23 protein-coding genes and 2 pseudogenes are annotated in these 25602 nt (G+C 40.7%); 13 read left to right on the plus strand and 12 right to left on the minus strand.

Annotated features, from left to right (window positions below):
- Positions 1 to 69: 69 nt before the first annotated feature.
- Together CDG79_RS14275 and CDG79_RS14280 are read left to right on the plus strand one after the other, a co-directional pair.
- Complete coding sequence (locus CDG79_RS14275; protein ID WP_094342706.1) at positions 70 to 1569, plus strand: glycosyl hydrolase family 57; 1500 nt, start codon at positions 70 to 72, stop codon at positions 1567 to 1569.
- 120 nt (positions 1570 to 1689) lie between these two features.
- Positions 1690 to 2274 carry a hypothetical protein gene (locus tag CDG79_RS14280; RefSeq protein WP_094342707.1) on the plus strand — a complete coding sequence of 195 codons (585 nt, stop codon included), beginning with the start codon at positions 1690 to 1692 and terminating at the stop codon, positions 2272 to 2274.
- 130 nt (positions 2275 to 2404) lie between these two features.
- Here CDG79_RS14280 and CDG79_RS14285 read toward each other — a convergent pair whose 3' ends face one another.
- A complete protein-coding gene (locus CDG79_RS14285) occupies positions 2405 to 3763 on the minus strand; it encodes a sensor histidine kinase (RefSeq protein WP_094342708.1) in 1359 nt (452 codons plus the stop codon).
- A gap of 127 nt (positions 3764 to 3890) precedes the next feature.
- On the opposite strand from CDG79_RS14285, the pseudogene CDG79_RS14290 reads away from it, so the two are divergent.
- Both CDG79_RS14290 and CDG79_RS14295 read left to right on the plus strand, forming a co-directional pair.
- Positions 3891 to 4091, plus strand: a pseudogene (locus CDG79_RS14290) (Uma2 family endonuclease); the annotation flags it as partial.
- Between the two features lie 303 nt (positions 4092 to 4394).
- The gene (locus CDG79_RS14295; RefSeq protein WP_094342709.1) at positions 4395 to 5552 is read left to right on the plus strand and encodes an S-layer homology domain-containing protein; all 1158 of its coding nucleotides are present in this window, start codon (positions 4395 to 4397) and stop codon (positions 5550 to 5552) included.
- Between the two features lie 462 nt (positions 5553 to 6014).
- Here CDG79_RS14295 and CDG79_RS14300 read toward each other — a convergent pair whose 3' ends face one another.
- The gene (locus tag CDG79_RS14300; protein ID WP_094342728.1) at positions 6015 to 6452 is read right to left on the minus strand and encodes a CAAD domain-containing protein; all 438 of its coding nucleotides are present in this window, start codon (positions 6450 to 6452) and stop codon (positions 6015 to 6017) included.
- A 927-nt stretch (positions 6453 to 7379) separates the two neighbouring features.
- Here CDG79_RS14300 and CDG79_RS14305 point away from each other — a divergent pair.
- The gene (locus CDG79_RS14305) at positions 7380 to 9104 is read left to right on the plus strand and encodes a sensor histidine kinase (protein WP_094342710.1); all 1725 of its coding nucleotides are present in this window, start codon (positions 7380 to 7382) and stop codon (positions 9102 to 9104) included.
- A gap of 182 nt (positions 9105 to 9286) precedes the next feature.
- On the opposite strand, the gene CDG79_RS14310 is transcribed toward CDG79_RS14305, so the two are convergent.
- Genes CDG79_RS14310 through CDG79_RS14320 form a run of 3 tightly spaced genes read right to left on the minus strand, consistent with a single transcriptional unit; the run spans position 9287 to position 11300 of the window.
- On the minus strand, positions 9287 to 9988 hold the full coding sequence (locus CDG79_RS14310; RefSeq protein ID WP_094342711.1) for a carbonic anhydrase: 702 nt from the start codon (positions 9986 to 9988) through the stop codon (positions 9287 to 9289).
- A gap of 27 nt (positions 9989 to 10015) precedes the next feature.
- Positions 10016 to 10327 carry a P-II family nitrogen regulator gene (locus CDG79_RS14315; protein ID WP_094330208.1) on the minus strand — a complete coding sequence of 104 codons (312 nt, stop codon included), beginning with the start codon at positions 10325 to 10327 and terminating at the stop codon, positions 10016 to 10018.
- 4 nt (positions 10328 to 10331) lie between these two features.
- Positions 10332 to 11300, minus strand: a complete 969-nt coding sequence (locus CDG79_RS14320) for a sodium-dependent bicarbonate transport family permease (RefSeq protein ID WP_094342712.1) — start codon at positions 11298 to 11300, stop codon at positions 10332 to 10334.
- A gap of 933 nt (positions 11301 to 12233) precedes the next feature.
- Here CDG79_RS14320 and pcrA point away from each other — a divergent pair.
- Positions 12234 to 14555, plus strand: coding sequence for a DNA helicase PcrA (pcrA, locus tag CDG79_RS14330; protein WP_094342713.1), 2322 nt, complete (start codon positions 12234 to 12236; stop codon positions 14553 to 14555).
- A 50-nt stretch (positions 14556 to 14605) separates the two neighbouring features.
- Here pcrA and CDG79_RS14335 read toward each other — a convergent pair whose 3' ends face one another.
- The 6 genes from CDG79_RS14335 to CDG79_RS14350 form a co-directional block, all read right to left on the minus strand.
- Positions 14606 to 14899, minus strand: coding sequence for an antibiotic biosynthesis monooxygenase family protein (locus CDG79_RS14335; protein WP_094342714.1), 294 nt, complete (start codon positions 14897 to 14899; stop codon positions 14606 to 14608).
- A gap of 60 nt (positions 14900 to 14959) precedes the next feature.
- Positions 14960 to 15118: a hypothetical protein gene (locus CDG79_RS43745; protein ID WP_223278148.1), complete on the minus strand. Its 159-nt coding sequence runs from the start codon at positions 15116 to 15118 to the stop codon at positions 14960 to 14962.
- A gap of 239 nt (positions 15119 to 15357) precedes the next feature.
- The gene (locus CDG79_RS43750; protein ID WP_223278149.1) at positions 15358 to 15600 is read right to left on the minus strand and encodes a retron system putative HNH endonuclease; all 243 of its coding nucleotides are present in this window, start codon (positions 15598 to 15600) and stop codon (positions 15358 to 15360) included.
- Positions 15597 to 16409, minus strand: a complete 813-nt coding sequence (locus CDG79_RS45170; RefSeq protein WP_317616588.1) for an AAA family ATPase — start codon at positions 16407 to 16409, stop codon at positions 15597 to 15599. Before CDG79_RS45170 ends, CDG79_RS43750 begins: the two co-directional genes overlap by 4 nt.
- Before the next feature lie 15 nt (positions 16410 to 16424).
- A complete protein-coding gene (locus tag CDG79_RS45175; RefSeq protein ID WP_442946207.1) occupies positions 16425 to 16895 on the minus strand; it encodes an AAA family ATPase in 471 nt (156 codons plus the stop codon).
- A 53-nt stretch (positions 16896 to 16948) separates the two neighbouring features.
- Complete coding sequence (locus CDG79_RS14350; protein WP_094342715.1) at positions 16949 to 17866, minus strand: metallophosphoesterase family protein; 918 nt, start codon at positions 17864 to 17866, stop codon at positions 16949 to 16951.
- Between the two features lie 135 nt (positions 17867 to 18001).
- On the opposite strand from CDG79_RS14350, the gene CDG79_RS14355 reads away from it, so the two are divergent.
- The 7 genes and pseudogenes from CDG79_RS14355 to CDG79_RS14380 form a co-directional block, all read left to right on the plus strand.
- On the plus strand, positions 18002 to 18865 hold the full coding sequence (locus tag CDG79_RS14355) for a hypothetical protein (RefSeq protein ID WP_094342716.1): 864 nt from the start codon (positions 18002 to 18004) through the stop codon (positions 18863 to 18865).
- Positions 18866 to 19017: 152 nt separating this feature from the next.
- A complete protein-coding gene (locus tag CDG79_RS14360; RefSeq protein ID WP_094342717.1) occupies positions 19018 to 19866 on the plus strand; it encodes an ATP-grasp domain-containing protein in 849 nt (282 codons plus the stop codon).
- Positions 19867 to 19911: 45 nt separating this feature from the next.
- Positions 19912 to 20124 (plus strand): hypothetical protein, encoded by a 213-nt coding sequence (locus tag CDG79_RS41030; RefSeq protein WP_143855480.1) that lies wholly within the window; start codon positions 19912 to 19914, stop codon positions 20122 to 20124.
- Complete coding sequence (locus CDG79_RS14365) at positions 20045 to 20614, plus strand: Uma2 family endonuclease (protein ID WP_094342718.1); 570 nt, start codon at positions 20045 to 20047, stop codon at positions 20612 to 20614. Before CDG79_RS41030 ends, CDG79_RS14365 begins: the two co-directional genes overlap by 80 nt.
- A gap of 122 nt (positions 20615 to 20736) precedes the next feature.
- Entirely contained in the window at positions 20737 to 22626 is a 1890-nt protein-coding gene (locus tag CDG79_RS14370; protein ID WP_094342719.1) for an aspartate kinase, read from the plus strand.
- 241 nt (positions 22627 to 22867) lie between these two features.
- A complete protein-coding gene (locus CDG79_RS14375; protein WP_333782995.1) occupies positions 22868 to 23821 on the plus strand; it encodes an RNA-guided endonuclease InsQ/TnpB family protein in 954 nt (317 codons plus the stop codon).
- Positions 23820 to 24284 (plus strand): annotated as a pseudogene (locus CDG79_RS14380) (RNA-guided endonuclease InsQ/TnpB family protein); the annotation flags it as partial. The gene CDG79_RS14375 and the pseudogene CDG79_RS14380, both read left to right, overlap by 2 nt.
- A 95-nt stretch (positions 24285 to 24379) precedes the next feature.
- On the opposite strand, the gene CDG79_RS14385 reads toward CDG79_RS14380, so the two are convergent.
- Entirely contained in the window at positions 24380 to 25258 is an 879-nt protein-coding gene (locus CDG79_RS14385) for a hypothetical protein (RefSeq protein ID WP_094342720.1), read from the minus strand.
- Positions 25259 to 25602 lie beyond the last annotated feature (344 nt).

Consider the following 25602-nt stretch of genomic DNA (forward strand, 5'->3'; position numbering starts at 1 on the left):
TAAAGTTGCAGATCAGAAATTGCTGTGCGATCGCATAATTAAACATACCTTGTTTCGGAGCAATCAGAAATGCTTTCCTTCCCCACAACCCTGACTCCTTTGCCCGAAATCATTGATGGCTTACCGAATATTTCTGGTTGGGAAACAGAGGTTCTCTCTGTAGTTAACCACGATCGAGCAGTATTTTTACCAACAACGAATATCCGCTTAGAAGATGTAAATGCTGTATTTGCGATCGCCTTACACATGCACCAGCCAACTATACCTGCTGGGAATGGCGGCACACTCATCAGCAATCTGCAATATATGTTTGAACATCCCAACGAGGGGGATAACCATAATGCAGATCCGTTTGCATATTGTTACAGCCGGATGGGAGACTTGATCCCCGAACTTGTAAATCAAGGTTGCAATCCCCGTGTGATGTTGGATTACTCAGGTAATCTTTTATGGGGACTGCGGCAAATGGGCCGCGGTGATGTTCTCGATAGTCTCAAACGGATTACTTGCGATCGCACCTACCAACCTTATGTAGAGTGGCTAGGTACAATGTGGGGCCATGCAGTTATTCCTTCCACACCCATAGCAGATATTAAATTGCATATCATTGCATGGCAACATCACTTTGCGGCAATTTTTGGCTGGGAAGCACTAGCGCGAGTCAAAGGATTTTCGCCCCCAGAAATGCACCTACCAAATCACCCTGATGCTCTCTTTGAATTTGTGAAAGCGCTGAAAGAATGTGGATATCGTTGGTTACTCGTTCAAGAACATTCTGTAGAAACAATTAATGGTCAATCTCTTACCCACAAACATTTACCACATCGTCTAATTGCCCGTAATTCTCAAGGCGAAACAATTAGTATCACAGCTTTAATTAAAACCCAAGGTTCGGATACTAAATTAGTTGCACAAATGCAGCCTTATTATGAAGCGAAAACCTTATCCAAACAACAAATTGGGAGTGTCTTTGTGCCACCAATCGTTAGCCAAATTGGCGATGGTGAAAATGGTGGCGTGATGATGAATGAATTTCCTAGCGCTTTTAAACAAGCTTGGTGGGATATGGTTAATAACGGCGGAGGAAAATCAGGTGTAGTTGGGATGTGCGGTACAGAATATTTAGAATTAATAGAAGCTGATGGATGCAAACCTGAAGACTATCCAGCTTGTCAGCCAGTGGGACAACATCAGATTTGGGAGCGAGTTTCAGCAGACAATTGCCAACCGGAAGCTGTAGAGAATGCGATTCAAGAATTAAAGCAAACAAACTCTAATTTTCATCTGGATGGAGCCTCATGGACAAATCATATCAGTTGGGTAAAAGGATATGAAAATGTATTATCTCCCATGTATCAATTAAGCAGTTTATTCCATAAAAAATTTGAGCCATTACAGCAAATTGATTCAGCAGAACCTGTTACGAGACAATCTCACTACCGTAACGTTCTTCTACATAACCTTTTGCTGCAAACCAGTTGTTTTCGTTATTGGGGACAAGGTGCTTGGACTGATTACGCACGTGAAATTTATCAACGTGGCGAAAGTTTGCTAAAAACGGTATTTTAATAATAAAGAACTCAGGTGAGGGAATGAAACAGCCCTGCTTTTTTAAGGGTGGGGCTGGGGGTATATTGCAGGGTAAAATATCACTAAATAAAGTATATTGTTTTCTAAATGGCAGTATAAATGAAAAATCTTTATGAGATTTTAGAAATGATGAGACCAAGACCACAAATGTTTTTAGGACAGCGTTCCTTAACTGCATTAAGTGGCTTTATTGGTGGCTATTTTTTTGCTATGGAGGAAAATGGGATCTTAATTGAAGAAGAGAATCCTCCCTTTAGTCAGTTCCACGACTGGGTAGCTCGATATTATAAATGGTACGAATCAACAGCAGGATGGAAAAATATCATTCTCCGAGAAGTTGGAGACGAAGCAAAAGCATGTGATGTATTCTTTGAACTCCTTGAATTATTTAAGCAACGGTTTCCTGTACTCAAGTATCGTGTTTTCTTAAATCAAAACCATAAATCTACCGGAGCTATATATCGACGTATATGTATAGATGGGATAGAAAAAGACCTAGATCCACCTAAAGAAATTAGAATTGTGCAATATACAACTGATTCTGGCTTTTACCGTTTCGATGTATCACACGCTGGAGAAATTACTGAAATTGGCTATTTTGAAACAGAAAAGTTGCTTATGGAAGAAGTTAATAGAGAATTTAAAGTTTATTTGGATGAGTGGGAAACCTTAAATACTATTTAAGTGTTTGTCTCTTAAACTTATAAAATAATAATTTAAACACGATTTCATGCTGATTTTTAAATCAGTGTTTAAGCAATCGGTTATAGGAAAAAATTATTAATATGTGAGTTATTTTAATAAATACATACTGCTACAGCAAAGGTAATAAAATTTCAAATTTTGTCCCTATACCAATCTGTGAATGGAAATTTAATTTACCACCATGTTTCACGGTGATAATTCGATAACTTACTGCTAAACTAGTATTTTTACTATTCTTTGTTTCCAGAGAAAAAGACTCCATAATTTGCTGTTGCAATTCTTGAGACATTCCAGGGCCATTGTCAGCAATGCGAATTAAGACCCAACGAGAATCTGGTGCATTTGGGTTGCTTGCTTCTTGTGAAATAACTTCTGTAGTAATCTCAATTCGAGGTTTTTGAACAGTTTTTGTATCTTCTATATGCAACTGCTGTCGCACTGCTTCATTGAGTAAAGTATCTACAACTTCACTGAAAATATTCATTAAAACCTGGTTTAACTGCCCCATAAAGCAATACATTGGAGGCAATTGACCATAGTATTTGACAATCTCAATTTCTCCTTGAAGACGACTATTAATTAATAAAATAATACTATCTATACAAGCGTGTAAATCTACTGGTTTAGGATAAAGCTCATCGATATGACAGAAGTTTTGTAAACTAGTGACAAGCTTTTTTAATCTTTCTGCTCCAGTGCGGATACTAGCAAGCGATCGCGACAAATCTTGTTCTAAAAAATCAAATTCAATCTCTTCTTTAACCTGATTAATTACCTGAGAAGTTGATGGGAACTCTTTTTCATAAGCTGCTATTAGCTTGAGTAAATCTTGACTGTAGTTTGAAACATAAGTTATGTTACCCCAAATAAAACCCACTGGGTCTAAAATTTCGTGCGCTACGCCGTCTACCAAACGTCCCAAATTTGCCATTTTATCATTTTGAATCATTTGGGCTTGGCTGCGTTCATACCGCACCAAATTGTCCATTCCTCGAATTTGCCAAGAAATAATATTCAATTCTTGGACATCTAACAATCTATAAGCACCAGATTCTGTTTCTACTACAATTGGTTCGGCTAATAATTCAGGCGATCGCTTTAAACTAAGTTGCATCGCAGTTGAAATCGCTGTTGTGTCAGCAAGCAGCAACATCGGTATCCGCGCATAGCTGTAGAGAACGCCTAATGGTTGCTGGACAAATAACTCTTGTCCGAATGGGCGAATCAAAAATTCCAGCAGTCGCCGCCGCGAAATCATCCCAATGAACTTTCCCTGTTCTACCAAAATTATTCCTGGTAGTAGGGGGTATTTTTCTAAAAAACTAGCCACTTCCATCCCAGTGTGATTAATTTCCACTGGGAAGTTATACATTGGTAGTTCTTGGAGGGTTGAATCTAAATCGAGTTCGCGATCGCTACCAAGAGACAAAAATGGCGGTGAGATTTGGCTACTGAATTCTTCTGACACTAGACACCCTGATTTTTACAAAGAATTGGGTAAACAATAAGTTAATATTTTACATTCTGCCACCCTGGAAATCTGGTTTCGGTTTAAGTATCTAATAAAACTAGTGGTCTGTCAGGGTGAAAATCGTTTACCAGCAAATGAACGAGGACATTATCCCATCGTTCCTTTGGGTGTTGAATTAGGTCTATGGCAGGGAGTTTATCAGAATGTGGAATTACTCTGGCTGCGTTGGTGGGATTTACAAGGTAATTTGTTGTTGAGTGGCGATGAAAGAGCCGAACAGGAATCCCAAAAGGCAAAACAGGAACGCCAAAGAGCCGATCGCCTAACCCGGATTTCTCACCACATCTCTCAAAGCCTGTGCTTGTGCAGGGGAGCAGGGGAGCAGAGGAGCAGAGGAGAGTTCAAATACCAAGTTCTTTCCCCTCTGCCCCTCTGCTCCTCTGCTCCTCTGCCCCTTCCCTCAAGCTTGTGAGAAATGCGGGCTAACTGCCCAACTGCGATCGCTCGGCATTGAACCAGAAATCTGATATCTGACTACGAATTACGAATTAAAAAGGGCTGGTGTAAAAGAGTCATCTATGGCTTAATTTGTTTAGATACAAATTTTACAGCTATCAGGGTAATCACGATGACAAATAGACCTCCTTCCGAACCGGAGTCATCCCAAAGAACTACTCTTGGCTTTGATGAGTTTATAGCCATTCTGGTTGCCTTCACCACCATCGGAGCGATTCTTTTTTGGTCATTGTCCCGTAGAGATTCTAGCTGGAACTTCAACGGGCTGCTGTCGGCTTCTTCCACTCCGTCGCCTAGCGTTCAACCAAATCAACTATTGCCTTCTCCTGCTACCAAGGTAAAACCAAATGTAGTCCCCAACAACATTTTGCCATATTCTCCACCGGAGGCTGTTGTTCAACCCACTACACCTTCATTCCCAACTAACAGCGCCACTCCTGACCGCGCAGTGTTACCATCTATTCTGGTAATCCCAACTCAACCCCCACAAATACAGGCACCTGTATCCCCTTCAGCAGGACTTGAGTCATCAATTAAATCATCAGCATTGCCTTTAGTAACTCCGGCAAAACAAAAATCTATTATTCCACCGCCAATTGCATTTAACGATGTGCCGACTAACTTTTGGGGTCGGCGTTTTATAGACGTTCTTTCTTCTCGTAGTATTCTCAAGGGGTTTCCTGATTATTCTTTTAGACCAAATCAGCCTGTAAACCGTGCCGAATTTGCTGCTATAGTGCAAAAAGCTTTTGACCAAGAACCGTCTAAGACTGCGATCGCATTTCAAGATGTACCAACAAAATTCTGGGCAACTCAAGCAATTGACCGAGCCATCAGTGGCGGATTTCTTACAGGCTACCCGAAAAAAACCTTCAAACCACAAGAAAATATTTCACGAGTGCAAGTTTTGGTTGCCCTTGTTAGTGGGTTAAATTTGAAAGCACCCACTTCCCCAAATCAGGTTTTAAGTGTCTATAAAGATGCTAAAGATATTCCACCTTATGCTATTGGCAAAATAGCTGCTGCTACAACCAATGGTTTGGTAGTTAACTATCCAAATCCACAAATTCTTGCTCCCAACAAAGTAGCTAGTCGGGCTGAAGTAGCCGCGATGATTCATCAAGCTTTAGTAAAACGGGGCAAACTAGAGGCAATTTCATCTCCAAGTATAGTGCGTAGGGGTAGCCCCCCGCAGGCATCACCCAGCGCGTCTCCAGAAATTTCGCCCACTCCAAAGGTTAAATTATCTCCAGGAAGCTCGCCTCAATGATAATTCGTAATTCGTAATGACGCTCTCTACGAGATGCTCTTGCTAGCTTGCTTCTTTATAGGAGTATGCGGACTCTCTTTCTCGTGTCGCTAACGTAATTCGTAATTCAACTAAGGGACTTCCAATTAAAAAAATATCCAATTTTGTAGGGTGCGTTAGCGACAGCGTAACGCACCGCCAGATATCTCGGTGCGTTACGGCTTTCGCCTAACACACCCTACTGTATATTTTATTTTTTGGAAGTCCCTAAGAATCACAGTAAGCTACCTCTAGGGATAGTAGCGTTATGGGTCAGGCTAAAATCCCCATCCATAAATTGCGAATTACGAATTGTTAATCAACTTTGTACGGAATTTTAACAGAAAGATGAACGCCGATTTCCGGCGTTCATCCTTCTATGATTTGGAATTAGAGCGTACTCTTACACAGGAGTATGTCTCATAGAGAAGCGATAATTAGATATTAAGCTTCTGGAATTTGTTTACCAACCACTTGTGATTTAAGAGTGGTGATTTCACTAGTTAACTCTTTCCTGGTTGAGGCTTTGAGTAAATAGCGGTAAACAAACCAGGCAGAGTAACCAATACCAATCAACTCAAAAGTAGGCGCTACTAAGGGAATATCATTCAAAGCATCTAATATTGCCAAGAGTACTTTAACTCCAACAATTGATCCCACAATTAAACCAACTGTTACCAGGGGTTGCTTATATTGATTAAAGAAGCTTCCGAGATAGTCTGGCAATGTTGCTAAAAAGGTAGAAATTTGCTCCCCGTATTTTAGCCATTCATCTTGAGACTGTGCGGGAGGCTGAAGTTTGGTGATGGTTCCCGTTTGGGTGTTGATCTCTGCCACTGTAGTATCTTTGGATGCGGTTTCGGTAAATTCTGGTTCTGGCATTTTCACTCCCATTAATTTGACAGTTGAGTTTTTCTAATCTGGATAATTACAACCAAAAGGCTGTTGATTAGGTAATGCACAAGTGCATCAGTACAATTGGGTAAAGGGCACAAAAGGGTTTTAGTGTCCTATAACTATAATTGCCGCCTAATATCTACTGCATCAACTACAAGGTAGACAATCAGTAGGAGAATAGAATTCAGAAGGCAGCAGGATGTATTATAATCGGACTTCTGAGTTCTTTTCTGAATCAACTGGAATCCTCTGGTTGTGATTATCCCATTCCGTGTCATTTACTCATAATCGTACTAAATCTCAGTACAAATCAGGCAAAAATCAGCCCACCTCTCATTTATATAAGCCTAAAAGCCGATTTTAGCCAATATTAAAGCTATCTTAAGCCGGGTTCGTCAATTAACGCATTCGTATTGATATTAATCCGTAATAAAAATTTTTGTGTGTTCACATAGACTAGACTTTCAACCTATTTTGTGATATGCGTACCTGGGGATTGGAGATGAGGGAGAAATAACCAATGCCCCATGCCCCATTATCAAACCTTTTGTTTTTTTCCTGATTGTATTAATTTTATTAGGAAGCAGTAAGGTAGACTAGTGGCGTAGCTGATGGCAAAAACTCATTGCTATCAACTGGATATCAAGAAAAGTATTGTGGTAAATAGAAGACAGTCTGAGGCAAGTCTTTAGTGTAGGAAATTATTCGTTGCTTCTGAAACAAGTGAATTCTGCTTGCAGACAGTAATTATACTTAGCACTAATGCTATCAAAACAACTCATAGTATATGAGGTTATGCTAATTATCTAATAAGCAATAATTTTCTATTGCTCAAAAGAAAGATAATGTAAATGTTAATCACCAATTAAACTGATTTGGTAATTTTTGCGGGAAGGCAAGGAGGTTTGGGAAATGCCAACTCAAAAGCCAACCCCTATCGACAGCAGTTCAGAAAGCAAAAAAGTGTCAGCCGAAGAGCCATCGACAGACGAACTACCGACTATAGAATTTCCCTCACGAGGGAAGCTAAAAGCCAGTTCTTGGCGTATCCATCAAAAAATTGGTTATGGGTACTTTGTAGCTATTGGAATTGGCTTTTTTGGTTCACTAACTGGGTTAGTGATTGCCAACTACTACCGGGGAAGGGAAGTGAGGCAATTCAATCAAGCTTACGAACAAGGACAACTACTGAGTAATTATAAAGATGCAGTAGTCGGGGCACAATTACATAGCTCTAATCTAGTTGCTGTACTAGAAAATTCACAACAACTACAAAGCAAAAAAGCCGATTTTCTGAAGAATGTCGAAAAAGCCCAACAATTAGAGTCAAAAATTTCTGGATTTATCGACAGTAAACCTAAAAGACTAGCAGCAACAAGTTCGACTTTACAGACGCTATTACTGGATTACAAGAATAATTTAAAAGCCTACGTTGACCAAATTGATGTCGTTTTAAAGAAAATTGACTCTCAAAAAGTGCAGTCTCAGCAGATTTCTTCTGCCCGATCGCAGTTATTGATAATTATGCGTGGTGAAACAGCCATGCGGCTAGACCAGCTTTCTGAAAGCTTGACTAATATCCTGCAAACTGCCGAAATTCAAGAGCAAGAAAGGCAAAAAGCAGTTGAGGAGGCAAAAGTAGTTGAGCGGTTCATCGTGATTTTGAGTATGCTGGTTTCGGTGGCGATCGCAGCCATTGTAGCTTGGCGTACCAGTCGAGCGATCGCTGAACCAGTTATCATTGTCACCCAAGTAGCTGAACAAGTTGCAAGGAAACATAATTTTGATTTGCGAGCGCCCGTCACCACTGAAGATGAAATTGGCCTACTCGCCAAATCTCTAAATCGTCTAATTGAGCGAGTATCTGAGCGAACCAAAGAACTACAACAAGCTAAAGAACTAGCTGAAGCTGCTAGCAAGGCAAAAAGCGTATTTTTGGCCAATGTCAGCCACGAATTACGCACACCGTTAAATGCTGTCATTGGCTTAAGCCAACTACTAGAAGACGACGCTACCGATCTTGGTTTATCGGCAGACTTTATCACAGACTTAGAAACAATTAACGCTGCTGGTAAGCATTTACTACACTTGATTAACGAAATTCTCGACTTGTCAAAAATTGAAGCCGGGAAAATGACGCTCTATCCAGAGACATTCGAGATTGCAAATCTGATTCATAACGTAGTCCTCACAGTCAAACCAGCTATAGAAAAAAATGCCAATGTTTTAGAAGTGCATTTTGATGAGCAACTTGGCACCATGTATGCCGATCAAACTAGGATGCGCCAAGTGTTGTTAAACTTGTTGAGCAACGCCAGTAAGTTCACTACAAACGGCAAGGTGATGCTGACAGTCAATAGAGAAAAGGATGAAGTCCGACTGGATGCTCCTTTGGGGATGATTACTTTTACCGTTACCGACACAGGTATAGGTATGTCTAATCATCAACAGCAGCAATTATTTCAACCTTTTACACAAGGGGATACTTCGACTACGAAAAAGTATGGAGGTACGGGACTGGGGTTAGCAATTAGCCGCCACTTTTGCCAGATGATGGGTGGTGAGATTATTGTCAAAAGTCAGCCAGGAATTGGCTCTACTTTCACTATTCGTCTGCCAATGACTGTGCAGGATTAAATATAATTCGTAATTCGTAATGACGCTTGCGGACTTGCTAATGCTACGCTAAGGTAATTCGTAGCGTCATTACGAGTTGTTTAATAGGCATTTGGTAGAACAGTTCCGTTAGCGGATAGCTAAGGTTTAGCCCGTTCTAAGTTAAAGAGGTGAGATTCCTCACTCAGAACTCAAATATCAAATTAAGCAATTATACTTATTTCTCCTGTATCTAAATCGTAACGACCCCCGACAATTTTTAACTTGCCCGATCGCACCTGCTCAGTTAAAAGCTTTGATTTCTGCAACCGTTCAATTTGATATTTCACATTTGCCACCACAGCATTTTCAACTGCGTCACCTGGCTGATCCTTGACCTTTTTCAGGGCTGGCTTAATTGCCTTCACAAAAGTACTAATATCACCAAGTAACGATTCCTTTTGGACAGCTGCGGTTACAGCCCCACAACGCTCATGTCCCATCACCATCAGCAGTGGAGAACCTAACAAGACAACGGCATATTCAATACTGCCGATCGCTTCATGTGTGGCAATATTTCCAGCAATCCGAACATCAAAGATGTCTCCGATGCCTTGATCGAAAACAATTTCTGCGGGGACTCGTGAATCAGCACAACTAAGAATAGTTGCAAATGGATGTTGAGCTTGAGCAACTTCCTTCAAGCGCAGCGCAGATTGATCGGGGTATTGGGGGTGATGCTGAATAAATCGCTGATTTCCCTCCATCAGCTTTCGCAATGCGGCATCGGGAGTAAGCGATTCAGGGGAAGTTGAGGGTATTTCGGCAGCTTTGGCCTGTTTAACCTGCCAGAGTAAATCGCTGGTAGTTACTGCTATTCCAAATGCCCCGGTGATTCCCAATTTCAAAAAGTCACGACGTTCCATGAAATGCTTCATCTGATTTATAATTTTTTACATTGAGGCAACACATCTGACAGAGCGAATTTCCATCACATCCGAAACGTAGCAAGTACCTCCGAACTTGTTGAGAAGTGGTTTGATATTTTCTACAACACGCTTGAGTTCTTCTGGCATACAAAACGCGAGGATGTAAACATTATCAAGCATGGTCATGTCTAAATCTTCTGTCGTTCCTCGTAATCCTTTGCCAGCAACATTTCGGATTACGGCATGGTTATGTACACCCGACTTGTCTAAACGATCTAAAATTTTGGCAAGCTCAAAGGAGTTGGCAATAATTTCTATCTTTTTAACTACGTGCATATTATTAGCTCCAAAATAGGTTAATTCCGTAGAGATATAACGGAATTCCCACAATAATATTGAACGGAAATGTCACCGCTAGAGCGGTAGAAACATACAGGCTGGGATTTGCTTCTGGAACAGTCATCCGCATGGCTGCGGGGACAGCAATGTAAGAAGCGCTGGCACACAATACAGCGAACAACAGCGAATCTCCGCGAGGCATACCAATGAATTTAGCGATCGCTAACCCAATACCTGCATTGAGTATTGGAATTAGTATGGCAAATAAAATCAGGAAAACTCCGGTTTTTTGCAAGTCTTTAATTCTTCTCGCAGCGACCAATCCCATGTCAAGTAAAAAGAAGGTGAGAACACCATAAAATAGCCCTTGAGTAAAGGGTTCTAATACTTTCCCACCGCGTTCTCCTGTCAAAACACCTATTAATAGACTACCGACTAATAGAAAAACTGAACTATTAAGAAATGCTTCTTGCAAAACTTCCGGCCACGAAAACTCTCGCTTTCCATCGGCGGTGAATATATTCACCAAAATTAGACCAACTATAATCGCTGGAGATTCCATCAGGGCAAGGGCTGCCACCATGTAACCATCAAAAGTGATGCCAAGCTCAGTTAAAAAAGCGCTAGCTGTGATGAAGGTGACGGCACTGATAGAGCCGTAGGTTGCGGCGATCGCCGCCGCATCGTAAGTATCCAATTTCCACTTCAGGATAAAAAAGGTGTAAATTGGCACAACACAAGCCATCATCATTGCTGCCGCGAGTGTTAGAACTACTTCCTGAGTTACACCGCTTTTGATTAGTTCTACACCTCCTTTAAAACCAATGGCAAACAGCAGATACAACGAAAAGAGTTTGGGTATTGGTGCAGGAATTTCTAGATCGGACTTGACAAAAACAGCAGTCATGCCTAAAAAGAAAAACAGGATTGGCGGATTCAAAATATTGGATACAATTAAGCTCAGATCCATATCCACCTCTCCTTGTATTGGTTAAACCTGAAATTAAAGAAATTTTTCATCTTTAAAAATTTAACGTGTTGAATCGTCATGTATTGTGTATCGCTACCCCATGTCAATTGGGGTACTCAAGGAGTGAATCGTCCTATTGGTGACAATACTTATTGTTTAGGTATTAAGTTGGGCTAAGAACAGAAAAAGTGAGGGCTTGACCAACATTTTTTTATGTTGGATTCCCCGTCGCTGATCTTACGACAGAAAGTGTCAGAAGAACTGGCGATCGACCTATTTAGCGTAGAAAAAATTAACGTATTTTAGGGGCAATTCATGAATTGCCCCTAAAATGTGGTCTATTTACCTAAAAATTAAAAAAGGCGTTTCTCAGCGCAGAAGTCTATCCATTACCTCATTTGCCTGATGATAAAGATTATCTCTAACATTAAGAAGGGCAATCCAGGCAGCTGTGTCTACAAAAACTTTCGTCTTCGTCAAAATTATGATTCTCGCTTTGGCATTCCATAGAGATGACGATCGTGCTGGTGCGCCAAGTCGCCAATGTCTGGATCAACTGCACAATTTTTAATCAACTGCCTCAGCTTATGCCAATCTGAGTCTTCTGGGATTGCTGGTTGAGATGTCTAGTTTTCTTCGACAAACACGATTATAACTGACTGCCCCTCATGCCCTTCAATTGGTTCATTGGGACGAACCACACCGTTTTGGAATGTGCCTTTAACTGACAACATAGCTTTTTCTTGCTTCTACATAAATCATGGTAGAGTACCATTCTGGTTAAGAATATTGCCACACAATCTTTATTGACCAAGTTTCGTTAGGATATTGTAACCTGGGCAATAGCGACTCTCTGTTGATGTGACACCAGGCGACGCCGATAGCGAGTATTCGAGCGTCATAGCCCGTCGTAGACATCGCTTTTTCACATCCATGACAACAACCATCGACTTTCTCAGTCACCTTAACCCTAGTCAACGTCAAGCCGTCGAACACTACTGCGGCCCGTTGCTAGTTGTTGCTGGCGCAGGTTCCGGTAAAACACGAGCGCTGACTTATCGCATTGCGAATCTGATTCTCAAACACCGTGTCGATCCAGAAAACATCCTGGCGGTTACTTTTACCAACAAAGCCGCGCGGGAAATGAAAGAACGGGTTCAACGGCTGTTTGCGGAACAACTGGCCATGAAACAACACGGTCAACGTTTTGATTTGTTGACAGAATACCAACAAACACTACTGCGATCGCAAGTTTACAAGGACACGATCAAAAATTTGTGGTGTGGCACTTTCCACAGTCTATTTTCTCGCATTCTCCGCTTTGATATTGAAAAATATGTAGACGAAAAAGGACGACGTTGGAATCGCAATTTCTCTATCTTTGATGAATCAGATGTGATGACTCTGATTAAAGAAATCGTCAATAAACAATTAAATTTAGACGATAAGAAGTTTGACGCTCGTTCTGTCCGCTACGCTATTAGTAACGCTAAAAACCAAGGTTTATCACCCCAAGAATTTGAGCAAGATCAGCCCAATTATCGCGGACGGGTGATTGCCCAAGTTTACAATTTATATCAAGATAAGTTAGCAGAAAATAACGCTCTCGATTTTGACGATCTAATTCTTGTGCCAACTAGATTATTTCAGCAAAACGAGCAAGTATTGGGTTATTGGCATCGCAAATTTTGTCATATTCTTGTAGATGAATATCAAGATACTAATCGGACTCAATATCAACTGATCCACCTATTGGTGACTAATGGCGAAACTAAAAAGAGCGAATGGGAATGGCAAAATCGCTCAGTTTTCGTTGTCGGTGATGCAGATCAGTCAATTTACAGCTTTCGGATGGCAGATTTCACCATCTTGCTGGGATTTCAAGAAGACTTTGGTGATGGTTTGGTAGATGATGACACTCGGACGATGGTTAAGCTGGAAGAAAACTATCGTTCTTGTGAAAATATTTTGCAAGCGGCTAATGAACTAATTGAAAATAACACCCAACGGATTGATAAAATCCTGAAACCAACGCGGGGCCCGGGCGAGCAGATTACTTGTCACAAAGCCGATGAAGAACTTGCAGAAGCGGCATTTGTGATCGATCAGATTAACACTTTAAAAAACCAAAATCCAGAGTTAGACTGGGGTAGTTTTGCCATACTTTATCGGACAAACGCCCAATCTCGGCCATTTGAAGAATTGTTGGTGAAATATCAAATTCCTTACACAGTTGTGGGGGGAATGAGGTTTTACGATCGCAAAGAAATCAAAGATGTCATTGCATATTTAAGAGCGATCGCTAACCCATCTGATACAGTCAGTTTATTACGAGTTATTAATACTCCCCGCCGGGGAATTGGCAAAACCACTATTGATGCTTTAATGAATGCCTCTCAACAATTAGGGACAACCCTATGGGAAATACTCAGCGACGAAACATCAGTTAATACATTAGCTGGACGGGCGACAAAAGCTGTAAATAACTTTGCCGCAATGATTAGCCGTTGGCAAGCACAGATTGGTACGCTTCCCGTGACAGAGGTTTTGCAAGGAATACTAGAAGATTCTGGTTACGTTCAAGACTTGATGAGTCAAGGCACAGATGAAGCCACAGATCGGGTACAAAACGTTCAAGAACTTTACAACGCCGCACTGCAATTTCAAGAAGAAAACGAAGAGGTTTCACTACGAGATTTTCTGAGTAGTGCTGCCCTCAGTTCCGATTTAGATAATTTAAAAGAAGGGCAGACAGCAGTTTCTTTGATGACTTTGCACGCTTCCAAAGGTTTAGAATTTCCCGTAGTATTTTTAGTGGGATTAGAACAAGGGCTATTTCCTGGCTACCGTTCGCTGGGCGATCCCGCATCTTTGGAAGAAGAACGCCGCCTGTGTTATGTGGGAATTACTCGCGCCCAAGAAAGGTTATTTTTATCACATGCGCGTGAACGGCGTTTGTATGGTTCTCGTGAACCTGCGATGCGATCGCAATTTCTCGACGAATTACCAGAAGAATTATTATCTACCAAACGCGCGAGTCGTCAAAGTTATACCAAAAGTGCCTCTACTCCTAACGGGAAGCAAGACACATCACAGAATTGGCAAGTAGGCGATAGAGTATTACACAAAACTTTTGGTCTTGGTGAAATTACTCATGTCTTTGGAACAGGTAATAAAATGTCTGTAGCAATTAAATTTGCCAGCTTGGGACAAAAAATTGTTGACCCAAGAGTAGCACAGTTGCAAAAAGTTTGAAAACAAAGCCACAGATTCCCAACTTTTCCAAAAAGTCGGGGATCTTGTTTTCATATTTCAATTTCTTCAAAATGTTCAACAGTAGGAAATGGCTCATAAAAATGATGCAAAAGTTTTTTCCACTCTTGATACTCAGCAGAACTTCTAAATCTTACAGTATGAGATTCTAAACTTTCCCATCTGACAAGTAATAAATATTTATTTTGGACTTCTATACATCTATGCAATTCATGGGATAAATATCCATCCATTGAGGAAATAATTTTAGAAGCTTTTTTGAAAGCAGCTTCAAAATCGGATTCTAGACCAGGTTTAACAGGAAGCATCACTGCCTCAAGAATCATAGAATTTTTCATAAAAATTATACTAAAGTATGGTGCAGCGATCGCACTTACTTGACTAACTCAAAAATAATTCTTAAGGATATACGCAATAGCAGCACAAAACTCTTGATTTTGCCCATTGTCATCTGGTTGAGAGAAAGCTTGGAGTAATTTTTCTTGCTCATTCTCTGTAAGTTCTTCAAAACCTTCCAAGATACCTTCTATGGCATCACTACGCATTTTTTTTAGCTTATCAATATTCAGATCGAGCTTATCAATTGTTGTGTCAGCCGCAGATTTTTTTCTATAACTTGTGTTGAGAGAATTTGTCCATCTTCTGTATATCTAAAGAACTCAGCACAGTTTATATCTAGAGGCGAAACCATAAGATTTTCGTCATACCATTCATCTTTCTTACTTCCACAGTGCAGAGGTTCTTTACGTTCTCTTTCTCTTTGGCATGAAGCTAACAGATTTGTCTATTCCAGTGCTAAGTTCTGATGAGTTTTTCTAGGCTTTAGATGTTCAATATGGCTAATATCCTTGGTAATATGCCTTCCACAATAGCAACATATAAAACCTTGCTCTTGCAACAAGGAATCATGTACATCGATTTTTTGTGGTTTCCTTAAGTCGTCCCAACTTGGTTGCCAATCCTCATTTGCTAGATTTTTCCAAACGGTAAAACTTTCTGGCTCCTCATTTTTTTTGATATATTTCACCGCTTCAAAATCTCTTTGCGTCGAATAGATACACTTGCTTTTACTAATTCTGGTTCATCTTGTCCAATAATGTCAGCAATTTCTTGAGATAACTGCCTAGCACCATCAAGATTTCCTTCATCAATTAGTCTAAATAACTCATGTAAACGATCTTTAATTTCTTGTGGGCGTGCTGGAACACCCATGAGGTCTTCTAAGATACGATTACTATCTCTCCCAAAGGAACTTTCTGGTCTTTTAGCAACAACACCTTCGTCTGTTTTTTCTAGAATATAAATTCCTTCCGGCTTGACTTGGCTAATTACTTGAGGCGAATGAGTGGTGACAATAAATTGACAATTGGGGAATGTTCTTGTCAAAGCTGGAATAATTTCCCGTTGCCATTTTGGATGTAGATGGAGTTCAATTTCATCAATTAAAACAACACCCTCACCTTCGAGTGGTTCTGTTAAACCTGGGTTAGCGATCGCTAATCGTCTTGCTAAATCTCCCACCATTGCCAGCAAGCATTTCTCGCCATCAGATAGCTGATTAACTGTAAGTTCTTCACCTTGTTTTCGCACAGTCATTCGCAGGGGTGAACGCCGTACCCGTAAGTTAGAAAACCCTGGAATTAATGAGTAAATAGATTGTCTTACTACTTCTAGCTGCTGGGTTTTAAAATCAGGATTATCCCGCCTTTCTTCATTTTCTAAATCTTCCAATGATCTAAACCATTGAAAGAATCTATGGAAACTAATTTGTACTCCGTTTAGTGCTTGATCGTAAGCATCTATCTGTTTCAATGAATGCGTTTCTGTAATCTCCATGTCAATCCCAAGAACCTAACGTTTCACTGGGTAATAAACTGCTAAAGGCAAGTTAAACTTAGAGTTTGATTTCCACTGACGGTAAATATCTTGAGCAACTGTGTTTAACCCCTCATTTTCTTTCTTTATATCTTCGCTGCGTTCTTTACTAGAGTTTGTAAGAAACCAGCTTACTTCCGTTGATTGCAGAAAAACTTCAATCCTATTATGTGTCTCATTGTGTCCGTTTGTAATATCGTCTTCCCTGAAGGAACGTTCTTCGATATTCGGTTTTCCCGGAATAGATTTCTCGTACTCATCACGATTACTAGAACGATAAGATAAATTATTTATAAATAGCATATTTGTCTTTATTGACTCTGCATATGCAATCTTCCTTATCAACTGTGACAAAAGAATAGCAAGACAATCAAGAATACTAGATTTGCCCACACCGTTAATACCAATCAGCGCCGTTGGACTCTTTTCATCGAACTCAAGCGTCAAATCACCGATTCCACGGAATGATTACATTTTCAAACACTTGATTTTCATAATAATTACGCTGATTTTAATTGAATAATACCTTTGTCCAAAACGCGATTATTAGTAGCGATCGCACTTATTTCTATTCTATCTTTATACACTTCATAAGAGGCGAAACTTAAGTCACTGGTAGAATACCCTGTCCACTCAGAACGCCCTACAGGACGATTACCAGCACCTGCGCCACAAATTAAATAAGTTGTCCCATCAATAGCACGAGTGCGTTCATAATTGTGTTCGTGACCATTGATGTAAAGTTGAACGCCGTATTTTTTAAACAGGGGAGTAAAAGTTTTAATAAAATCTGGATTATTACCATACTGACCCGATGAATAAATCGGATGATGACCAAACACTACTTTCCAAGGAGCATTACTAAGACTTAATTCTTTTTCTAACCAAGGTAGCTGGTTTTTCCAATCAGCATTCCCGTTAGTATCTAAAGCAAAAAATTGTACAGTTCCCCGGCGAAATGTATAGTAACGTCCCTTCATATTAAAGCCAGCATACTTGACTTGTGGATCGCCATTGGCGGTACGAATATCGTGATTACCTAAACAAGCCTGAAATTTCACACCTTGCTTCAGCAAAGGTTGATAAGGACGCTCAAAAACTTCGCCAATTTTTTCAATTTCGCCGTTATTGTAAATGTTATCTCCAGCTAAAACGACTAAATCATAAGGATTTTGTTTGTGATATGCATTCATCGCTCTAGCCACGGCATACTGTCCCTTAGCTCCAGTCCCCGTATCCGCTACAGACACAAAACGTAATAATAAGTCTTTTTTGGCTGGGTTCGCGGCTATAGCTGTTGTTGAATCACTAATATCAGCACTTTGATGATTTTGATGAGCAAACATCCAGCTTAAAAAGCCTGTACCAATGGCGCTGACACTACTTAAAAATAAAAATTGACGGCGTTTGAGTTTCATAAGTCACCAAATTTAATAAATAGTCAGTTTAGCGGAAACAATGAGCAATGAAGTGATACATTAAGGCAAAAGAAGGCAGCACCAGTAATAATGTACGTTGTTTGTCTTTGATTCGCTGCTTTTGGTGAAAGTTCCATGTCACAAGACAATCAGTCAAAACCGACGGATGAGCCAGTAACTCAACCTCCCCAAAAACCTTACCAGAGAGTTCAGCCAATTTGGAAGGCTAAAATTATCCAACTTCTCCGAGGGACGATTGGGGTTTTAGAAACAACAGTGGACAAACTGGAGACAGCACCCCCACCGGGTACTGAGGAAACACCCAGTTTTTTGCAGCAGCTTCAGTTGCGATGGGGTGGACTTTTAAGGACAATCCGCTTGTTTCTACCATCAAATTTGTCAACAAAGTTATCAGATACAGCTTTAACGGGAATTGTTACTGCAATTACTGTAATTTTTGTTTGGACAACTGCGACTGTCTTAACTGGTAAACCTACTGAAGTAGCCACAGTTCCACCGATTGAAGAGGTTCCTACACCAAAACCAACGATAACTACTCCACCAGAGTCAGTGGTACCAGAACCGCAGCCGCCACAGCCACCAGAGGAAATTACGCCGCCGCCAGAACCGGAAATCAAACCGGAAATAGAACCAATTCCCACGCCAATACCAACACCAGTCATAGAATTGACACCAGAACAAGCCTTGATTGCGGCTATTGAGAATCAGGTAGCTGAAACTAGCGATCGCATTGCCTCTGGTCTGATAAAGTCAATTCAAGCCAACTTCCGCACGAGTAACTTGACTGTAAAAATTAGTAACGATTGGTACACTCTCAAAGAATCTCAGCAAGACAACTTAGCTGCGGAGATATTACAACGCTCTCAAGAACTTGATTTTACCCATTTAGAAATTATCGACTCTCAAGATAAGCTGATAGCGCGGAACCCAGTTGTTGGTACTCAAATGGTGATTTTTAAACGGCAAAGAACTTCGTAATGGGCTACGCTAGCGTAATTCGTAGTGACGCTTGAATACTCGCTACCGCTACGCTAACGTAATTCGTAATTATTCGGATTATTTAAAGTAAAGTTTGTGTTCTGCAATAATTAATATCAACATCTAATTGGGACTTTTAACTTAAAGTATTTATGTTAGATAACCTTTCGCTATTACTCAAAGCTTGTGAAAACTTAAACATCAACTATGAAATTATTCATCCGGCTGAAAACTTAGTAAAAATAAAACTGAATAATAAACAACATTATTTTTGTAATTATAGTACTCCGATAATAAATCAAGCAGTAGCGCAAATTATCAAAGACAAGGAATATACTTACCATACTTTAAAGAACAAAGTTAAACTTCCTCGGACAGTAGGTTTTCTTTCCCCTTTTTGTGACCTGCAATATAAAATTTACTTAAAGTTTCCAAGTTTTGAAGATATTATATTAGAAATAAAAGAAAACTTTGAAACACCCGTAATTATTAAACGTAATTCTGGTTCAAGTGGACATAACGTTTTTTTATGTCAGAATACGGATGAAGTTGAAACTGCTTTAAAAGAGATTTTTAATATCAATAATAAAAAGTATGATTACGTTGCGATCGCTCAAGAGTTCATTAACATAAAATCTGAATATAGAGCCATTTTCTTAAATAAAGAGTTGGTTCTGCTCTATGAAAAAGATATAACTGATGCGAAATTTGTCGGTAATCTCAGTCCTTTACACTGGGATGGTGCGAAGGCCAAGTATATCAGCGATCCACAAATATTGTCTGAGATTGCTAATTTTGCTAGACCAGTTTTTGAAGAATTAGACATTGATTATGGTGGTTTAGATATTGTATTAGATCGAGATGACCAATATTGGTTAATTGAAATCAATTCTCACCCAAATTATACTATTTTCACTAGAGATAACGGAGAGGAACCGGTGTTAAGAGTTTTTGAAAAAATGCTCATTAGCCTTAACAGAAAGGAAGCAAAGGAATTTTAAACCAAAAACAACGTACAGAGATAATCGAATTATTTGCGGGATAAATTGGCAGTTGAAAGCATTGAAAAACTATTCCGCATTAAACAAACTCATCCCGTGATTAAGCAACGCCGAAATCTACAAGCGATCGCAAACGCTACTCTAGAAATCAGTATCACTAAAACTTTGAAGTTTCAACATGATAGCCTCACCCCAACAAAACTACCTCACCGCCCAAGAGTACCTTCAAATGGAGGAACAGAGCAATATCAAGCATGAATATATAGATGGTTACATCTACGCAATGGCTGGAGCGCTTGAAGCACATGTTACCATCGCTCTTAACCTTGCCGCTCTCCTCCGTAATCATGTGCGCGGTTCTAGTTGTCGTGTTTACATCGCTGACATGAAAGCCCGAATTGAATCTCTGAATCGCTTTTATTATCCCGATGTGATGATTACTTGCGATGAACGAGATCGAGAAACGCCAGGTTATAAAAGATTTCCCTGTTTAATTGTCGAAGTTTTATCTAATTCTACAGAAGCATTTGACCGGGGCGACAAATTCGCTGATTATCAAACACTGGAAAGTCTGCAAGAGTATATATTAATTAATACTAAACGTCAGCGAGTCGAGTGTTTTCGACGCAATGAGCAGGGGCTGTGGCTTTTGCAATCCTACACAGCAGAACATCAATCATTTCGACTCAACAGCGTAGATTTTGAGGAAACAATGGCAGCACTTTACGAAGATGTAGTTTTTGAATAATCAACTGATGATTGGGTATACTACACAATGTTTAGTAAACTAAATATCTATTAATATGTTCAAAGCTTCCTAACCCGGCGGAGGCATTGAGCAAAACAGACACAATTGATTGCATAAAAGTTATGGCGCTCATAGTTCAGAAATACGGTGGTACATCTGTCGGTTCAGTGGAACGCATTCAAGCTGTTGCAGGGCGTGTTTATAAAACTGTCCAAGCTGGAAACTCTCTGGTAGTAGTTGTTTCGGCGATGGGCAAAACCACCGATGGACTCGTCAAACTCGCTAATGAAATTTCTCCCAATCCTAACCGCCGGGAAATGGATATGCTGCTTTCTACTGGCGAACAAGTAACCATCGCCTTACTCAGCATGGCTTTGCAGGAACTCGGACAACCAGCAATTTCCATGACTGGCGCTCAGGTAGGAATTGTTACCGAAGCTGAACACAGCCGCGCTCGAATTTTGCATATTGAAACTACTCGCCTAACTCGCCACATCAATGCAGGTAAAGTTGTTGTAGTAGCAGGGTTCCAAGGTACATCCAACGCCGGGGAAATGGAAATTACAACTTTGGGGCGCGGTGGTTCTGACACTTCTGCGGTGGCGATCGCAGCCGCATTAGGAGCAAGCTTTTGTGAAATTTATACAGACGTTCCAGGGATTTTAACTACAGACCCCCGCTTAGTTGCCGAAGCCCAATTGATCGATGCCATCACCTGCAATGAAATGTTGGAACTAGCTAGCTTGGGTGCAAAAGTGTTGCATCCCCGCGCTGTGGAAATCGCTCGTAACTATGGTGTTCCCCTTGTAGTTAGGTCTAGCTGGACAGATGCCCCCGGTACTTGGGTAACATCAGCCCAACCCCAAGGGCGATCGCTAATCAATCTCGAAATTGCCCGTCCGGTAGATGCTGTAGAATTTGACACTAACCAAGCAAAGGTGGCTTTGTTGCGCGTACCCGACAAACCAGGGGTAGCAGCAAGGTTATTCGGCGAAATTTCTCGGCAAAAAGTAGACGTAGATTTGATTATTCAATCAATTCATGAAGGTAACAGTAATGACATTGCCTTTACTGTCACCACACCAATATTAAAACGGGCAGAAGCCGTAGCAGCAGCGATCGCCCCAGCACTGAGAAATCCATCTAACCCCAAATCTGACGAAGCCGAGGTAATGCTAGAACATAACATTGCCAAAGTCAGTATCGCAGGCGCAGGAATGATTGGCCGTCCTGGTGTAGCTGCAAAGATGTTTGCCACCCTAGCCGAAGTTGGCGTGAATATTCAGATGATTTCCACCAGCGAAGTGAAAGTAAGTTGCGTAGTCAATGCCGCAGAATGCGATCGCGCCGTCTTAGCACTCCGTACCGCCTTTGAGATTGAGGGAGGGGAAGAGGGGACAAGGGGACAAGGGGGACAAGGAAGAATCATTGAACAAACTTCTCCCTTGTCTTCCCCCTCTCCCTTGTCTCCCTTGTCTTCCCCCTCTCCCTTGTCTCCCTCATCTCCCCCCGTTCGCGGCGTTGCTTTAGATTTGAATCAAGCGCGTCTTGCTATTCGCCAATTACCAGATCGGCCAGGGATGGCGGCGAAGCTGTTTGGATTATTAGCACAGCATAATATCAGCGTTGACATGATTATTCAATCTCAGCGCTGTCGAGTGATTGATGGTGTTCCCCGGCGAGATATTGCCTTTACAGTCTCGCGCATAGACGGGGAAAGTGCCAAAGAAATGCTTACTCAAGTAGCAGCAGAGTTAGGATGGGGTGAAGTTGTTTTAGATAGCGCGATCGCTAAGGTGAGTATTGTCGGCGCGGGTATGGTGGGACAACCAGGTGTTGCCGCAAAAATGTTTGAAGCGCTAGCCCAACACCAAATTAATATTCAAATGATTGCCACCTCAGAAATTAAAATTAGTTGTGTAGTAGCACAAGAGGAAGGTGTTAAAGCTTTGCAAGCCATTCATGCCGCTTTTGGACTAGCTGGTAGTGAGAAAGTTGTTGTGCCAGCGTAGCAACTGAATTTTAACTAATTCGGCGGAATTCCCCGTCCCTCTACAGGGCGGGGATGGATAGCCGGGTGACGACGAAAACACCTCCGACTAATATCAACCGCAGGTTGATAAGGAAGTGGGGTGTTTGATAGCGGAGCGTTAGCGAGTCCGCGAGCGTCGGAATCACCAATTATTGGATTTTAGCGCTTTACCACAATGTATATTTATGGTAGAGTAAGCACATCAAAGAGGTGAAAGTGAAGTGTTACACAAGGTTGTACAAGTCCGTTTATATCCGTCACTTGAGCAACAAACACAACTGGCTCAAACTTTTGGGTGTGCTAGATGGTGGTGGAATTATGCTCTAAATAAATCTATTGAGACTTACAAGGAGACGGGTAAGGGACTTGGCCGTGCTGCACTCAACGCATTTCTTCCTGCACTCAAAAAGGCAGAAGAGACTGTGTGGTTAGCTGATTGTTATAGCCAAGTTTTACAAGCTACAACACTTAATCTAACTACGGCGTACAAAAACTTTTTTGAGAAACGTGCTGGATTTCCTAAGTTCAAATCCAAACATGGTAAACAGTCTATCCAGTATCCTCAAAACGTCAAGATTGTAGATGGCAATGTTAAACTTCCTGGCAATATTGGGATAGTCAAAGCCAAAATACACAGGACTATTGAGGGGAAAATTAAAACTGTTACTGTAAGCAAAACGCCTTCTGGCAAATACCTTGCATCTATCCTGACTGAGTTAGATGATGAAAATCCGGTTATTTCAGAAGGTAAAATATATGGTATCGATTTGGGGCTAAAACACTTCGCTGTCGTCACTGACGGCGAAAAGGTTTCCAAGTACGATAATCCCAAGCATCTTGCCAAACACGAGAAAAACCTCAAACGTAAGCAGAAAAAATTAGCACGTAAACAAAAAGGAAGTAATTCAAGAAATAGGTATAGAAAAGTTGTTGCCAAGGTGTACGAACGAGTTAGTAATTCCCGTCTTGATTTTCTACATAAACTTAGCGCTCTTTTATTACTCCGAAAAAATAAAATATTCGTAGGTTGGGTTGAACGAAGTGAAACCCAACAAAACCAGAGATTGTTGGTGTTGGGTTTCGTTCCTCAACCCAACCTACGCCTAAATTCATCAAAGTCCTTAAAAATAAGGGTGGATGATTTTTATCCGACGAGAGTCATAAAAGAGCGTTAGTTACAAGTTGGTCAGCGATAGCCAAGCTGTCATAGTAGAAAATCTTCATGTTAAAGGCATGGTTCGTAATCACAAGTTGGCGAAATCAATATCTGATTGTGGCTGGGGAACATTCACCAACTTTTTAGCCTATAAGCTAGAACGCAGAGGTGGAAAGTTGATTGAAATTGATAGGTGGTTCCCCAGTTCAAAACTTTGCTCTAATTGTTTTTATCAGATTGGTGAGATGCCGTTGGATGTCCGTGAATGGACTTGCCCTCATTGCAATACTCATCACGATCGGGACGCGAACGCCGCGCAGAATATTAGAGCAGAGGGTATCAGAATGATAAAGGCGGAAGGTTCAGCCGTCTCTGCTGTAGGAGGGGAGGTAAGTCATACTCTTGGGCGAAAGTCTAAGTTTAGGCACTCCCCTGTGATTACAGAAGCCCCAACTTCAACCGTACTCGGTAAGTTGGGGTAGTTCACCAATTTGTAATTACTAATGACAATCGCTGACTTGCTAATGCTACGCTAACGTAATTCGTAATTACGTTAGCGTAGCGGGGCGTTAGCCCATTACGAATTATTTTGATGCCATTTTTCCATCATGGCAACCATTTCTGAAAGCCGACGTTCACCACACCAAACTAAATCAAGTTTTTTGAGTTGATTGAGGCTGATACCGCCCTCTTCCTCAACAATCTGGTGATATTCTTTATCTCCCATTGCTGCTAATAAATGCCCAAAAATAATAATTTCATCGAACTGGGGATTTGTTTCTGGATCGTTCAAAATTGCCATTGCTCGTTCTTGCGATAGTTCTTGCAAAGCATTGGCAATAAATCGTGTAGGAAAGTCCGCATTCTGAAGTTGAGGATGACGCGATACTAATCCAGCCAACAGCACTCCTAGATAGGCAGCTGCTTGAGAATTACTCAGTAACTCCATTTGTTGGATGGCAATCTCGGTTAAATTGGTAAAAAATGCACACCCTAACAGCTGTTCAATGGTGGTAACTGGATCTAAAACTAGCGAAGACTCTAACTGTGACTCAAATGCTGTCTGATGCTCCTGTGGCACTTGGCTAAGTAAGACTTGCTTGGCGCGATCGCTTATAATAATGCTGCGATGGGGCCCAGAGCTAAAATCTTTGCCCGGTTCCAAATAATTACTCACTAAAATTTGAAAGATGTTACTTTGAGCTTTTTCCTCCATCTGTTCGTATTGAACTTGTCCAAGAAAAATCTGACAAAACCAACTGTGACTGTCAGAGTCGCATTCGACCATTACCTCATTAACAATCAAATCAGTTAACTTTTCTACTCCCAAAATCCTTTGCCAATGTCCAATTAAGCTATTAATAGCAGCAATATCGCGGTAATTGAGCGCCTTGAGCAATTGACGCTTCGCAGTAGCTACCAAGGCTTTTTTTCGCCCAAATACGTTGATTCTCAATTTTTTATCTGGGGTTTTAGATAATTCAAACTGCTATTTTTTTACCTTATTCGAGGATTAGGTGTCATGGGTGAGATTGCTGAATAGCCCCGATCAAAATATGCTTCCATATATGTTCACCTCTTTTCCTAAGCCTCGTTTAACTGAAAAATTTTACTTAAGTCTGGTAATATGTAGGCGAATTAAGTCTACAAAATTCTCTTAAAAAATAAAAATATTACTAGCAATATATGGCATTAGCTAATAATTAGTATTTTTATCTCCCAGAAGGGCATTGACTTTTTTTGAATAAATGTTTTTTTACAAAAAAAACTAGTTACCAGTAATAACACGTAAGCTATAAT

This window comes from Nostoc sp. 'Peltigera membranacea cyanobiont' 232, from assembly GCF_002245985.1.
In the GTDB taxonomy this organism is placed as follows: domain Bacteria; phylum Cyanobacteriota; class Cyanobacteriia; order Cyanobacteriales; family Nostocaceae; genus Nostoc.

Coding starts and splice junctions, on each gene's coding strand:
- pcrA (WP_094342713.1), top strand. CDS start 12,234: ATGACAACAACCATCGACTTTCTCAGTCACCTTAACCCTAGTCAACGT.
- CDG79_RS14300 (WP_094342728.1), bottom strand. CDS start 6,452: ATGCCAGAACCAGAATTTACCGAAACCGCATCCAAAGATACTACAGTG.
- CDG79_RS14280 (WP_094342707.1), top strand. CDS start 1,690: ATGAAAAATCTTTATGAGATTTTAGAAATGATGAGACCAAGACCACAA.
- CDG79_RS14360 (WP_094342717.1), top strand. CDS start 19,018: ATGTTAGATAACCTTTCGCTATTACTCAAAGCTTGTGAAAACTTAAAC.
- CDG79_RS43745 (WP_223278148.1), bottom strand. CDS start 15,118: ATGCGTAGTGATGCCATAGAAGGTATCTTGGAAGGTTTTGAAGAACTT.
- CDG79_RS14315 (WP_094330208.1), bottom strand. CDS start 10,327: ATGCACGTAGTTAAAAAGATAGAAATTATTGCCAACTCCTTTGAGCTT.
- CDG79_RS14305 (WP_094342710.1), top strand. CDS start 7,380: ATGCCAACTCAAAAGCCAACCCCTATCGACAGCAGTTCAGAAAGCAAA.
- CDG79_RS14295 (WP_094342709.1), top strand. CDS start 4,395: ATGACAAATAGACCTCCTTCCGAACCGGAGTCATCCCAAAGAACTACT.
- CDG79_RS14310 (WP_094342711.1), bottom strand. CDS start 9,988: ATGGAACGTCGTGACTTTTTGAAATTGGGAATCACCGGGGCATTTGGA.
- CDG79_RS14350 (WP_094342715.1), bottom strand. CDS start 17,866: ATGAAACTCAAACGCCGTCAATTTTTATTTTTAAGTAGTGTCAGCGCC.
- CDG79_RS14365 (WP_094342718.1), top strand. CDS start 20,045: ATGATAGCCTCACCCCAACAAAACTACCTCACCGCCCAAGAGTACCTT.
- CDG79_RS45170 (WP_317616588.1), bottom strand. CDS start 16,409: ATGGAGATTACAGAAACGCATTCATTGAAACAGATAGATGCTTACGAT.
- CDG79_RS14320 (WP_094342712.1), bottom strand. CDS start 11,300: ATGGATCTGAGCTTAATTGTATCCAATATTTTGAATCCGCCAATCCTG.
- CDG79_RS14335 (WP_094342714.1), bottom strand. CDS start 14,899: ATGATTCTTGAGGCAGTGATGCTTCCTGTTAAACCTGGTCTAGAATCC.
- CDG79_RS14370 (WP_094342719.1), top strand. CDS start 20,737: ATGGCGCTCATAGTTCAGAAATACGGTGGTACATCTGTCGGTTCAGTG.
- CDG79_RS14355 (WP_094342716.1), top strand. CDS start 18,002: ATGTCACAAGACAATCAGTCAAAACCGACGGATGAGCCAGTAACTCAA.
- CDG79_RS14275 (WP_094342706.1), top strand. CDS start 70: ATGCTTTCCTTCCCCACAACCCTGACTCCTTTGCCCGAAATCATTGAT.